Below are 13,302 nucleotides of genomic sequence, written 5' to 3' on the forward strand. Positions count from 1 at the left end.
ATGTTGCATGGCACCCAAGGCAGTGATCTGTTAGCCCTTGGCCCATGCCCCTATCGGCCGCTGCCTCCGCCCGCGAAATCCTGGTCCGCCTGCACGACGTGATGGCGTCGCGGGCGCCCGCGCAATCCAAGCTGAACCAGGTCGTCCAGATCATCGGTGAGGCGATCGGGAGCGAGGTGTGTTCGATCTACCTGTTGCGCGAGGGCGTGCTGGAGCTGTTCGCGACGCGCGGGCTGGCGCAGGAGGCGGTGCACGTCACCAAGCTGGCGATGGGGGAAGGGCTGGTCGGCACGATCGCCGAGGATGTCGAGGTGCTGAACCTGGACGAAGCCGCCAGCCATCCCGACTTCGCCTACAAGCCAGAGACGGGCGAGGACCGCTTCCACAGTTTCGCCGGCGTGCCGATCATCCGGCGCGAGCGGGCGGTGGGCGTGCTGGCGGTGCAGCACAGCGAGCCGCGCCGGTATCAGGATGTCGAGATCGAGGCGTTGCAGACGGTGGCGATGGTGCTGTCCGAGCTGATCTCCAATGCCGGGCTGATCGACGAGGGCGGGCAGGGCGCCGGGCGTCCGCAGAGCACCGCGTCGCAGCGGCTGATGGGCCAGAAGCTGGTCGACGGCATGGGGTCGGGCTTTGCCGTCTTCCACCAGCCGCGCATCACCATCGAGCATACCGTGGCCGAGGACACCGATGCCGAGCGGCACCGCGTCTATGCCGCGTTCGACAAGATGCGCGAACAGATCGACCGCATGGCGCGCGAGGCCGAGTTCGGTGTCGGCGGCGAGCATGAGGAGGTGATCGATACCTACAAGATGTTCGCGTACGACGAGGGGTGGGCGCGGCGGATCAACGAGGCGATCGACAGCGGCCTGACCGCGGAGGCGGCGATCGAGCGGGTGCAGCAGCGCACCCGCCAGCGCATGCGCCAGATCGACGATCCCCTGCTCGCCGACCGGATGCACGATCTGGAGGACCTGTCGAACCGGCTGCTGCGCATCGTGTCGGGCCAGATGGGGACGGCGGCGCAGCTGGGCCTGCGCCAGGACACGATCCTGATCGCGCGCAACCTGGGGCCGGCCGAGCTGCTGGAATATGACAAGCGCCGCCTGAAGGGCGTGGTGCTGGAGGAAGGATCGCTGACCGCGCACGTCATCATCGTCGCGCGCGCGATGGGCGTGCCGGTGCTGGGCCGGGTGCGCGACACCCGCCGGCTGATCGCCGAGGGCGACCGGCTGCTGCTCGACACGATCGAGAACAACGTCTTCGTCCGGCCCTCCGCGGCGATGGAGGAAGCGTTCGACGCCAAGCTGACGCTCCGCCAGAAGCGCCGCGCCGCCTATGCCGCGCTGCGCGACGTGGCGCCGGAGACGAAGGACGGCCACCGGGTGACGGTTATGGTCAATGCCGGCCTGCGCGACGATGCCGCGGCGCTGGACATCACCGGCGCGGACGGGATCGGTCTGTTCCGCACCGAATTCCAGTTCCTCGTCTCCGCCTCGCTGCCGCAGCGCGAGCGGCAACAGCGGCTGTACCGCGAAGTGCTGGAAGCGGCGGGCGAGCGCCCGGTGGTGTTCCGCACGATCGATATCGGCGGCGACAAGGCGCTGCCCTATCTCAACATCGAGGCGGGCGACGAGGAAAATCCGGCGATGGGCTGGCGCGCGCTGCGCCTCGCGCTGGAACGCGACGGCCTGATGAAGGCGCAGGCGCGCGCGCTGCTGGAGGCGGCGGGCGGGCGGACGCTGAACGTGATGTTCCCGATGGTGTCCGAGGCCTGGGAGTTCGACGAGGCACGCGCGCTGTTCGAGGCGCAGCGGGTATTCCTGTCGGGACGCGGCAAGCGGATGCCGAACGAGATCCGCTATGGCGCGATGCTGGAGGTGCCGGCGCTGGCCGAGCAACTGGACCTGATCCTGCCGCAGGTCGATTTCCTGTCGATCGGCACCAACGACCTGACCCAGTTCCTGTTCGCCGCCGACCGTGCGAACCCCAAGCTGGCGGAACGCTATGACTGGCTGTCGCCCTCCATCCTGCGCTTCCTGCGCCGGGTGGTGGAGCCAGCCCGCGCCGCCGGCGTGCCGGTCGCGGTATGCGGCGAGATGGGCGGACGGCCGCTGGAGGCGATGGCGCTGATCGGGATCGGCATCGACCGCCTGTCGATCACCCCGGCGGCGGTCGGACCGGTCAAGGCCATGGTCCGTTCGCTCGATCACGCCGCCATTGCCGCCGAGATGGACCGGCTGCTGGCGCATCCGCCGCGCGACATGCGCGGGGTGCTTGGTGCCTGGGCTGCGACGAACGGCGTGGAATTGGCCTGATGCCAGGGCAGAGGGCGCGTTGACACGCCTACAACCCTTTGGGAAAGACGGGGGCGACCGGCAGGGTGGGCCGCGGTCGCTTCGGAGTTGAGAATGGACGAGGTCAATCCGGGCCATGACGCCGCGCCCGCGGCACCCGCGCGCGCCGGAGACGTTCTGCGCGCCGCCCGCGAGGCGCAGGGGCTGTCCCTCGCGGATGTCGGCGCACGCACCCGCATCCCCAACCGCCATCTGGCGGCGATCGAGGCATCGGATTACCAGAGCCTGCCATCGGCGACCTATGCGATGGGCTTTGCCAAGGCTTATGCCCGCGCCGTCGGCGCGGACGAGGTGGCGATCGCCCATTCGGTGCGCGCCGAGGTGGACCGGATCGGGCGCCGGCAGAGCGACTATGTGCCCCACGACATCGCCGACCCGGCCCGCGTGCCGCCACGCGGCCTGGCGATCCTCGGCGTCGGCGTGGCGCTCGCCATCCTCGTGCTGGTGGCGCTGTGGTTCGGCACCGAGCTGTTCCACAACCGCACCGCGACGGCGCCGGAGGCACCCGAAATTGCCGCGCCGACCCCGACCGCCGCACCCAGGACGGTGACGCAGCCGGTGCCGGCCGTCACGACCGGGCAGGTGACGCTGGTCGCCAATGACGAGGTGTGGCTGCGCGTCTATGACGCCAACAACGAGACGCTGTTCCTGCGCACGATGAAGGCGGGCGAACGGTTCGACGTGCCGACCACCGCGCGCGAGCCCAAGATCAACGTCGGTCGCCCCGACAAGCTGACCATCATGCTGAACGGCAAGGCGACGCCGCCGCTGGGCGACGGATCGCGCCCGATCAAGGATGTGCGGGTCGACGCCGCCGCCGTCGGCGCGCGGCTGGCCGGGACGCCGATCCCGGCCGCGGCTCCGGCGCCCGCCGCCGAGCCGGCGCCGCCGAGGCCACTGAATGCGGCGGCCATTCCGGAATAGCGTGCGCCGGCAACCGCTTTAAGGCTGGCGACAGCTTGGGCGTTGCAGTTATGGTCGATGTTCATGAAAATCCTGCTTGCACCGGGGGGTGTGATCGATGCGTAACCTGTTGATGACCGGCGTTGCCGCCGCGCTGTTCCTGCCCACGGCGGTATCCGCGCAAGGCGTGGAGGGCCGTGTGACCAAGCTGGAAAGCGAAATGCGCGCCGTCCAGCGCAAGGTGTTCCCGAACGGGGCGGGCCAGTATCTGCAACCCGACATCACCGCGTCGCAGGCGCCGCAGACGGCCGCCGGCGTGCCCGCGACCAGCGCGGTCGCCGATCTTTCGTCGCGCGTGACCTCGCTGGAAGAGCAGCTGGCGTCGCTGACCGGGCAGATCGAGCAGAACGGCTTTCGCGTCCGCCAGCTTCAGGAACAGTTCGAAGCGTACAAGCGCGCCACGGACAATCGCCTGAAGCTGGTCGAGGGCGGACCGGCACCGATCGCGCCGGCGGGCGAAAGCGCGCCGCTGGAGGGCGCTGCGGTGTCGCCGCCGCCGGTCCGCGCGCCCGGCGGCAGCGCGAGCGCCAAGCCGGCCGCGGCTGCGACGCCCGTTGCGGTGGCGGGGGTGGAGAAGCCCTCGACCGGTGATGCGGCGGAGGACGAGTATCTTTACGGATACCGCCTGTGGAGCGCGAAGAAATATCCGGAGGCCGAGGCGCAGTTGAAAAAGGTCGTCGCGACCTATCCGAAGAGCAAGCGCGCCAGCTATGCGCAGAACCTGCTCGGCCGCTCCTATCTGGATACGGGCAAGCCCAGCCTCGCCTCCATGGCCTTTTACGAGAATTACAAGAAATTCCCCGATGGCGAGCGGGCGCCTGACAGCCTGCTGTATCTGGGGCAGGCGCTGACCAAGCTGAACAAGCCGGCGGATGCGTGTAAGGTCTATGACGAGCTGTCGGACGTATACGGCGCCAAGCTGTCGGCGGCGATGAAGGGGCAGGTCGAGGCTGGACGTTCGGCGGCCAAGTGTAAGTAGGGCGGAAATACCTTCCCCTCTCTGAGGGGAGGAGTGTGGGGGCGCCAAGCAGCGCAGCACTGTTGGTCTGCCCCCTCACTCTCCTCACGGCCGCGCCGCGAGGCCCCTCCAGCATCAGGTCGTCCATGCCCCCGGCATGGACTAACCAGCACAAGGCGCTGTCTACCTGATGCCCCTCCGCTGGGGAGAGGGCGTGAGTTTACGCCGCCAGTTCCATGGTTTCACCGGTGGCGGCACCCAGCAGGCGTTTTTCCAGCGTCTTGAGTCGCGCGGGTGCGACGATGCGGTCGCCGGTCAGGTCGGTGAGGTAGAATACGTCCACCGCCCGCTCGCCATAGGTGGCGACGTGCGCGGAATGGATCGTGACCTTGGACTGGAACAGCGCATGGGCCAGCCGGTTGAGCAGCGCCGGCCGGTCGCGGGCATGGACCTCCACCACGGTGAAGCGGTTCGATGCGCGATTGTCGATCAGGACATTGGGTTGCAGGTCGAACGCCTCGGCGCGGGGGCGGGGAGCGGGCTTGGCGACCAGCCGGTCGGCCAGCTTGCCGCGATTGGCCAGCGCATCCTCGATCGCGCGGTTCAGGCGGGCCAGTTGCCCCGGATCGTCGAAGGGGCGGCCCAGCGGATCCTGCACCAGGAAATTGTCGATCGCCATGCCGTCGCGCGTCGTATGGATGCGCGCATCGATGACGTTGCCGCCCGCGACATGGATCGCGCCGGCGATGCGGTAGAACAGGCCGGGATGGTCGGCGGCGTAGATCGACACCAGGGTCGCGCCGCGATCGGGGTCGACCGCGGCCTCGATCGACAGCTGCGCGTCGCCGGCCTTGGCCATCTGCCGCGCGTTGATCGCCAGCACGTCGTCGGGCTCGGCGATCCAATAGGCCTCGGGCAGGCGCCGGACGTGGCCGTGGAAATCCTCCTGCGTCCAGCCGAGCGCCTCGGCCAGCCGCGCCTGCTTGGCGGCGATGCGCTCGCCGCGCCCGCGCTGCTTGTGACCGAGGCGCAGTACCTCCTCGGCGGCCTCGTACAGGTCGGACAGCAATTGCCGCTTCCAGCTGTTCCAGGTGCCGGGGCCCACGGCGCGGATGTCGACCACGGTCAGCACGAGCAGCAGGCGCAGCCGCTCCGGACTTTGCACGGTTTCGCAAAAGTCGAGGATCGTCTTGAAGTCCGACAGATCGCGCTTGAACGCGGTGGCGGACATCAGCAGGTGCCAGCGAACCAGCCAGGCGACCGTCTCCGTCTCCGCCGCGCTCAGCCCCAGGCGCGGGCACAGCCGCTGGGCGACCCCTGCACCCAGGATCGAATGGTCGCCGCCGCGCCCCTTGGCAATGTCGTGGAGCAGCACCGCGACGAACAGCACGCGGCGCGACAGGATCTGTTCGGCCACCGTGCTGGCGAGCGGATGATCCTCGCGCAGCCGGCCGCGCTCGATCCGTGACAACAGGCCGATGGCGCGGATCGTGTGCTCGTCCACCGTATAATGATGGTACATGTCGAACTGCATCTGCGCGACGACGCGGCCGAAATCGGGCACGAAGCGGCCGAACACCCCCGCCTCGTTCATCCAGCGCAGCACCAGTTCGGGATCGCGCGGGGACGTCAGCACGTCGAGGAACAGCGCATTGGCGCGGGGATCGTTGCGGATCTCGTCGGCCAGCTTGGCGTCGCGCGCGGCGGCGCGCATCGCCAGCGGATGCACCTCCAGTTCGTAACGGTCGGCAAGCTGGAAGACCTCGATCAGGCGCACCGGGTCCTCGGCGAAGAAGCCGTCATGCGGCAGGGCGAGCCGGCCGCGGTCGAGGACGAAGCCGTTCAGGCGGCGGGGGCGGCGGCGGATGGTGGGAAGGCCGAAGCGGTGGCCGCGCGCCGCGAACCGCTCGTCCAGATGCGCCAGGAAGACGCCGGTCAGCGCGCCCACCGTCTTGGCCTGCAGGAAGTAGAATTGCATGAAGCGCTCGACCCGCGGCTTGCCGGGGCGGTCGGCATAGCGCATCCGCTCGGCGATCTGGCGCTGCACGTCGAAGGTCAGCCGGTCCTCGGCGCGGCCGGTGATATCGTGCAGGTGGCAGCGCACCGCCCACAGGAAATTGTCGGCACGGTGGAACTGGCGATATTCCTGCCGCGTGAACAGCCCGGCATCGACCAGATCGGTCGCGCGCTGCACGTCATGGACGTATTTGCCGATCCAGAACAGCGCATGGAGGTCGCGCAGGCCGCCCTTGCCCTCCTTCACATTGGGTTCGACCACGTAGCGCGTGTCGCCCATCTTGCGGTGGCGCGCATCGCGCTCGGCCAGCTTGTCGGCGATGAACTGGCGGTGGGTGTCCTTCTGGATCTCCGCCTTGAAGCGGCGGCCGGCCTCTTCGTACAGCCCCGCGTCGCCGCAGATCAGCCGTGATTCGAGCAGGGCGGTGCGCACGGTGATGTCGCTGCGCGCCTGGCGGATCATTTCGTCCACCGAGCGGCTGGAATGGCCGACCTTCAGCCCCAGGTCCCAGAGCGAATAGAGCATCGATTCGATGACCTGTTCGGCATGCGGGGTCTGCTTCCACGGGGTGAGGAAGCCGATATCGACATCCGAGTGCGGCGCCATCTCGCCCCGGCCATAGCCGCCGACCGCGATCAGGGTCAGCCGTTCGGCGGCGGTGGGGTTGTGGAGCGGATAAAGACCCTGCGTCGTCGCATCGAACAGCACGCGCAGGATCTGGTCGACCAGATAGGCCTGCCCCGCCGCCGCCTCCAGCCCGCGCGACGGATAGGCGATCAGGCGCCGCGACACCTCCGCCCGCCCGGTCTCCAGCGCCTCCTTCAGCACCGGCGTCATCCGCTTGCGCCCCTCGGCCCCGTGCAGAGGCCCCAGCGCGGCAATCTGGTCGGCCAGCGCCCGGCGATCGACGATGGCGCGGCGGTGGGACAGTGTTTCGAAGCGGCTCGACATGGATCAGGCCATAGCCGCTTGGCGCGAACAAGTTGAGCCGCGTTGTGCCGGGCGTCAGCCGCCGTCGGGGAAGTCGGTGGCCAGTGCTTCGTCACGCAGCGACTCGATCTCGGCCAGCCGCTCTCGCAGGCGCTGGACGACCGCGTCGTGGCCCCAGCGGCCGAGGACGAGGTGGCGGGGCGGGTCGGCGCGTTCGGTGAGCGCGATCATCGCGTCGGCGGCGCGGACCGGGTCGCCGGCCTGCTGACCGCTGATGTCGCTGGTGCTTTTCATGCGGGCGCCAGCCGTCTCGGCATAGGCAGCGATGCGGTTCGGCGTCTGGCGCAGCGAGCGGCCGGCCCAGTCGGTGCGGAACGGGCCGGGCTCGACGCAGGTGACGTGGAGGCCGAGCGGCGCGACCTCCGCGGCAAGCGAATCGGACCAGCCCTCCACCGCGTGTTTGCTGGCGGCGTAGTAGCCGGAGGCGGGGAAGCCGGCGAGGCCGGCGACGGAGGTGATGTTGAGGATGTGGCCGCGGCCGGCGTGGCGCATCAGGGGAAGGACGGCGCGGGTGAGGGCGAACAGGCCGAAGACGTTGGCGTCGAACTGGGCGCGGATCTCCTCCTCCACGCCCTCCTCGATCGCGGCCTGGTAGCCATAGCCGGCATTGTTCACCAGCACGTCGATGCGGCCGAAGCGCGTTTTCGCCGCGCCCACCGCGGCGGCGATCTGGCCGGCATCGGTGACATCGAGATCGAGGGCAAGCAGGGCGTCGCCATCGCCCGACAGATCGGCGACGCGGGCGCGGTCGCGTGCGGTGGCGACGACGCGCCATCCGCGTGCGAGCACGCGTTCCGCCAGGGCACGGCCAAAGCCGGTGGAACAGCCGGTGATGAACCAGACGGGGGTGTCGGACATGGGGAATGTGCCTCTGGGTGAAGGGTTTGCCCCTCTACGCAGATGGTCGGGGGCGGTTCCTTATCCGTCCCGTGCCAGCGCCTTCAGCCGGTAGAGCGCGTCGAGCGCCTCGCGCGGGGACAGGCTGTCGACGTCGATCGCCTCCACCGCGCTGCGGATGGCGTCGCATTGCTCTTCCTCGGCCTGGGCGACGGCGGCGAAGAGAGGGAGGTCGTCCAGACCGGCGGCGAGCCCGCCGGTCCGGGCGCGGCCGGCCTCGAGCCGGGCGAGGACGGACTTGGCGCGGGCGATGGTGGCGGGGGGCATGCCGGCGAGGCGGGCGACGGCGAGGCCGTAGCTGCGGTCGGCGGGGCCGGTCGCGACCTCGTGCAGCAGCACCAGTTCGCCCTTCCATTCGCGCGCGCGGACATGATGGAGACTGAGCGCTTCGCAGCGCTCCGCCAGCCGGGTCAGTTCATGGTAATGCGTCGCGAACAGGCAGCGGCAGCGATTATCCTCGTGGATCGCCTCCACCACCGCCCAGGCGATGGCGAGCCCGTCATAGGTGGAGGTGCCGCGGCCGACCTCGTCCAGGATGACCAGGCTGCGCGGCGTCGCCTGCGCCAGGATCGCGGCGGTTTCCACCATCTCGACCATGAAGGTCGAGCGGCCGCGCGCGAGATTGTCCGACGCGCCGACGCGGCTGAACAGGCGATCGACCAGCCCGATGCGCGCGCGGGTGGCGGGAACGTAGCTGCCCGCCTGCGCCAGCACCGCGATCAGTGCATTCTGGCGCAGAAAGGTGGATTTGCCGCCCATGTTCGGCCCGGTGACCAGCCAGAGCCGCGACCCTTCCGACAACTGGCAGTCATTGGCGACGAAACGCTCGCCCGAGCGTGCGACCGCGGCCTCGACCACCGGATGGCGGCCGCCCGTCACCTCGAAACAGGCATGATCGACCAGTTCGGGGCGGACCCAGCCGCCCTCCGCTGCGCGCTCGGCCAGTGCGCTCGCCACGTCCAGCCGGGCAAGCGCATCGGCGGTGGCGGCGATCCGGTCGCGCGCGGCGAGCGCCTGGGCGATCAGTTCCTCCAGATGCGCGGCCTCGGCAGCGAGGGCATGGGCGCCGGCCTGCGACACTTTCGCGGCGACCTCGTGCAGCGCGGGGGTGTTGAAGCGGACGACACCGGCCAGGGTCTGGCGGTGGGTAAAGCCCGAGTCGGGCTTCATCAGCGCGTCGGCGGCGCGCGCCGGCACCTCGACATGATAGCCGAGCACACCGTTATGGCGGATCTTGAGCGTCGTGATGCCGGTCTGGGTGCGGAACTCCGCCTCCAGCGCGGCGATCGCGCGGCGGCCGCCGGCACCGGTGTCGCGCAGATCGTCGAGCGCCGCATCATAGCCCGCCGCGATATAGCCGCCGTCCGACGCCTCGATCGGGGGGGAGGGGACGAGCGCGCGGGCGAGCAGGTCGATCAGCGCGCCGTGGCCGCGCAACTGCGGCACGACCTGCTCGAGGAGGGCAGGGCCGTCCCCCAGCCGGTCGGCGAGCCGCCATGCGCCGTCGAGACCGTCGCGAAGCTGGCCGAGGTCGCGTGGGGAGCCGCGACGGGCGACGAGGCGGCCGAGGGCGCGGCCGATATCGGGTAGCGCGCGCAGGGCGCCGCGCAGGGTTTCGCGCAGCGCCGGATCGTCATGGAAGAATTGCACCAGATCCAGCCGCGCCTCGACCGCGGCACGGTCCATCAACGGCGCACCGATATCGCCGCCAAGCGCGCGGGCGCCGGCGCCGGTCACGGTGCGATCCACGGTGTCGAGCAGCGAGCCCTTGCGCTGGCCGCCGGTGGTGCAGGTGAGCTCCAGGCTGTCGCGCGTGGCAGCGTCGATCGCCATCGTCCCCGCCGCCTGCACCAGTACGGGCGGGCGGAGGAAGGGAAGGGCACCCTTGGCGGTGTGGTCGAGATAGGCGACGAGCCCGCCGGCGGCGGCGAGCGCGGCACGACCGAACTGGCCGAAGCCATCCAGCGTGGCGACGCCGAACAGACGCTTCAGCCGCGCCTCGCCGCCTGCGCTGTCGAAATCCGCCCTGGGGCGCAGGCCGGTGGCGGCCTGGGTGTAATCGCCCGTCTCGCTGGCGATCGTCTCGGCAGGCGCAAGGCGGGCAAGCTCGGCGCCGATCGCATCGGCGCTGGCGTCGATCACCAGGAAGCGGCCGGTGGAGACATCGGCGGCGGCCAGCGCGACCTCGCCGCCCGCTTCACCGATGGCGACGCACCAATTGTCGGTGCGGGCATCCAGCAGCGCCTCCTCGGTCAACGTTCCGGCGGTGACGACGCGAACGATGCCGCGCGCGACCAGTGCCTTTGATCCGCCGCGCGCCTTGGCCTCGGCCGGAGTTTCGGTCTGTTCGGCGATGGCGACGCGGTGCCCCGCCTTTATCAGGCGTTGCAGATAGGCGGTGGCGGCATGGACGGGCACGCCGCACATCGGGATCTTCTCGCCCGCATGCTCGCCGCGGCTGGTGAGGGCGATGTCCAGCACGCCGCTTGCAACCCGCGCATCTTCAAAGAAAAGTTCGAAAAAGTCGCCCATGCGGTAGAAGAGCAGGCAATCCTCGGCCTCCGCCTTGAGCGCGAGATACTGGGCCATCATCGGGGTGGGAGCGGACATGGCCACCGGTTAGGGGTTGCACCGCGCGCGGGCAACGGCCTTGAAAGCGGGGGGCGAAAGCTTCAAGAGCCGTAGCGTCCCGTTATCCGCATACGAAGGTCGCCCATGTCCGAAGAACCCACCGACCAGTTTTCCGAGCGCGAAGCACTGCTGTTCCACTCCGAGGGGCGGCCGGGCAAGATCGAGATCATCGCATCCAAGCCGATGGCGACGCAGCGCGACCTGGCACTGGCCTATTCGCCGGGCGTGGCCGTGCCGGTTAAGGCGATCGCCGACGATCCCGCCACCGCCTATGACTATACCGCCAAGGGCAATCTGGTCGCGGTGATCTCCAACGGCACGGCGATCCTGGGTCTCGGCAATCTGGGCGCGCTCGCCTCCAAGCCGGTGATGGAGGGCAAGGCGGTGCTCTTCAAGCGCTTCGCCGATGTCGACTCGATCGATATCGAGCTGAAGACCGAAGACGTCGATCGCCTGATCGATGCGATCGAGCTGATGGAGCCGAGCTTTGGCGGCATCAACCTTGAGGACATCAAGGCGCCGGAATGCTTCATCATCGAGCAGACGCTGCGCGAGCGGATGAACATCCCGGTCTTCCACGACGACCAGCACGGCACCGCGATCATCTGCGCCGCCGGCCTGATCAACGCCTGCCTGCTGACCAACCGGAAGCTGGAGGACGTGAAGGTCGTCGTGAACGGCGCGGGCGCCGCCGCGATCGCCTGCACCGAATTGATGAAGGCGATGGGCGTCCGCCAGAACAACGTCATCATGTGCGACCGCACGGGCGTGATCTATCAGGGGCGCGACGACATCAACCAGTGGCAGTCGGCGCATGCCGCGGTCACCGATCGCCGCACCCTGACCGAGGCGCTGCACGGCGCGGACGTGTTCCTGGGGCTGTCGGCCGCGGGCGCGCTGAAGCCCGAGATGGTCAAGGACATGGCCAAGTCGCCGATCATCTTTGCAATGGCCAATCCGGAGCCGGAAATCCGCCCCGAACTGGCCAAAGCGGCCCGGCCCGACGCGATCGTGGCGACCGGCCGGTCGGATTATCCGAACCAGGTCAACAACGTCATCGGCTTCCCCTTCATCTTCCGCGGCGCGCTGGACGTGCGCGCGACGGGCATCAACGACGAGATGAAGATCGCCGCCGCCAATGCCATCGCGGAACTGGCGCGCCAGCGCGTGCCGGAGGAAGTGGCGCTGGCTTACGGCACGCAGCACAGCTTCGGCCCCGAATATATCATTCCGGCGCCGTTCGATCCGCGGCTGATGGAACTGGTGCCCTCCGCCGTCGCCAAGGCGGCAATGGATTCGGGCGTGGCGACGCGGCCGATCCTGGACATGGCGGCGTATCGCCAGAAGCTGCGCGCGCGCCTGAACCCGACGACGTCGGTGCTGACCATGGCCTATGAGGGCGCACGGGCGCATCCCAAGCGCGTGCTGTTCGCCGAGGGCGAGGAAGAGGTGGTGCTGCGCGCCGCCATCGCGTTCAAGGAAGGCGGCTATGGTATCCCGGTGCTGGTCGGACGCGACGATGTCCATGACCGGCTGGCGGCGCTCGGCGTGTCAAAGCCCGAGGAATATGAGGTGCATAACAGCCGCACCTCGACCCTAGTGCCGGAGATGGTCGACTTCCTGTACGAGCGGCTGCAGCGCCGCGGCTATCTGCGCCGCGATGCCGAGCGGCTGATCAACCAGGACCGCAACACCTTTGCCGCGACGCTGCTCCAGCTCGGCCATGCCGATGCGATGATCACCGGCGTCACCCGCACCTATGCCAAGACCTTCCGCGACGTGCGCCGGGTGATCGATCCGGTGGACGGCAAGGTGCCGTTCGGCATCCACCTGCTGGTCGGGCAGAGCCACACCGTGTTCATCGCCGACACCACGGTGAACGAGCGGCCGTCGGGCGAGGAACTGGCCGATATCGCCGAGCGCACCGCGGCGGTGGCGCGCCGCATGGGGCATGAGCCACGGGTGGCGTTCCTCAGCTACTCGACCTTCGGCAACCCGCATGGCCAATGGATCGACAATGTCCGGGCGGGCGTGGCGGCGCTCGACCGCCGACAGGTCAGCTTCGAATATGAGGGCGAGATGGCGCCGGACGTGGCGCTGAACCCGAAGCAGATGAAGAACTTTCCTTTCGCGCGGCTGTCGGGGCCGGCGAACGTCCTCATCATGCCGGGGCTGCAATCGGCCAATATCTCGGCCAAGCTGCTGCGCGAACTGGGTGGCGACGACATGATCGGCCCGATGCTGATCGGCATGGAAAAGCCGGTGCAGATCGCGCCGATGACCTCCACGGCCAGCGAGCTGGTGACGCTGGCGGTGCTGGCGGCGGGCGGTATCGCGCGGTAACGCCCGCGGGGCGATCGGGACATGATCGAAGGGCCGGGGGAGCGATCCCCCGGCCCTTTTTGTTATGGTGACCTGATCAGGGATGTTCCCACGAAAAAGGGGCCGGAGGATCGCTCCCCCGGCCCCTTTTTTGCGTCGATCGGCCT

At 69.1% G+C, this 13,302-nt stretch carries 7 protein-coding genes; 4 read left to right on the forward strand and 3 right to left on the reverse strand.

The annotated features are described in order from the left end of the window. Positions 1 to 44: 44 nt before the first annotated feature. The 3 genes from ptsP (at position 45) to OXR08_RS01855 (ending at position 4,299) form a co-directional block, all read left to right on the forward strand. Positions 45 to 2,318 (forward strand): phosphoenolpyruvate--protein phosphotransferase, encoded by a 2,274-nt coding sequence (gene ptsP, locus OXR08_RS01845; RefSeq protein WP_112382045.1) that lies wholly within the window; start codon positions 45 to 47, stop codon positions 2,316 to 2,318. Positions 2,319 to 2,411: 93 nt separating this feature from the next. Next, positions 2,412 to 3,281 (forward strand): helix-turn-helix domain-containing protein, encoded by an 870-nt coding sequence (locus OXR08_RS01850; protein WP_267347342.1) that lies wholly within the window; start codon positions 2,412 to 2,414, stop codon positions 3,279 to 3,281. Positions 3,282 to 3,378: 97 nt separating this feature from the next. Then, positions 3,379 to 4,299 carry a tetratricopeptide repeat protein gene (locus tag OXR08_RS01855; protein WP_267347343.1) on the forward strand — a complete coding sequence of 307 codons (921 nt, stop codon included), beginning with the start codon at positions 3,379 to 3,381 and terminating at the stop codon, positions 4,297 to 4,299. Between the two features lie 199 nt (positions 4,300 to 4,498). On the opposite strand, the gene OXR08_RS01860 is transcribed toward OXR08_RS01855, so the two are convergent. The 3 genes from OXR08_RS01860 to mutS are packed head-to-tail and all read right to left on the reverse strand — an operon-like array spanning position 4,499 to position 10,774. Beyond that, positions 4,499 to 7,246, reverse strand: a complete 2,748-nt coding sequence (locus tag OXR08_RS01860; protein WP_267347344.1) for a [protein-PII] uridylyltransferase — start codon at positions 7,244 to 7,246, stop codon at positions 4,499 to 4,501. 54 nt (positions 7,247 to 7,300) lie between these two features. Further along, positions 7,301 to 8,143, reverse strand: a complete 843-nt coding sequence (locus OXR08_RS01865; protein ID WP_267347345.1) for an oxidoreductase — start codon at positions 8,141 to 8,143, stop codon at positions 7,301 to 7,303. A 60-nt stretch (positions 8,144 to 8,203) separates the two neighbouring features. After that, on the reverse strand, positions 8,204 to 10,774 hold the full coding sequence (gene mutS / locus OXR08_RS01870) for a DNA mismatch repair protein MutS (RefSeq protein WP_267347383.1): 2,571 nt from the start codon (positions 10,772 to 10,774) through the stop codon (positions 8,204 to 8,206). A 123-nt stretch (positions 10,775 to 10,897) separates the two neighbouring features. Between mutS and OXR08_RS01875 the strand changes: the two genes are divergently transcribed. Further along, positions 10,898 to 13,156 carry an NADP-dependent malic enzyme gene (locus tag OXR08_RS01875; protein ID WP_112382051.1) on the forward strand — a complete coding sequence of 753 codons (2,259 nt, stop codon included), beginning with the start codon at positions 10,898 to 10,900 and terminating at the stop codon, positions 13,154 to 13,156. The last annotated feature ends 146 nt before the right edge of the window (positions 13,157 to 13,302 follow it).

Origin of the sequence: Sphingomonas sp. GM_Shp_2 (assembly GCF_026540875.1) — a bacterium.
GTDB lineage: Bacteria > Pseudomonadota > Alphaproteobacteria > Sphingomonadales > Sphingomonadaceae > Sphingomonas > Sphingomonas carotinifaciens.

Coding starts and splice junctions, on each gene's coding strand:
- ptsP (WP_112382045.1), top strand. CDS start 45: ATGCCCCTATCGGCCGCTGCCTCCGCCCGCGAAATCCTGGTCCGCCTG.
- OXR08_RS01850 (WP_267347342.1), top strand. CDS start 2,412: ATGGACGAGGTCAATCCGGGCCATGACGCCGCGCCCGCGGCACCCGCG.
- OXR08_RS01855 (WP_267347343.1), top strand. CDS start 3,379: ATGCGTAACCTGTTGATGACCGGCGTTGCCGCCGCGCTGTTCCTGCCC.
- OXR08_RS01860 (WP_267347344.1), bottom strand. CDS start 7,246: ATGTCGAGCCGCTTCGAAACACTGTCCCACCGCCGCGCCATCGTCGAT.
- OXR08_RS01865 (WP_267347345.1), bottom strand. CDS start 8,143: ATGTCCGACACCCCCGTCTGGTTCATCACCGGCTGTTCCACCGGCTTT.
- mutS (WP_267347383.1), bottom strand. CDS start 10,774: ATGATGGCCCAGTATCTCGCGCTCAAGGCGGAGGCCGAGGATTGCCTG.
- OXR08_RS01875 (WP_112382051.1), top strand. CDS start 10,898: ATGTCCGAAGAACCCACCGACCAGTTTTCCGAGCGCGAAGCACTGCTG.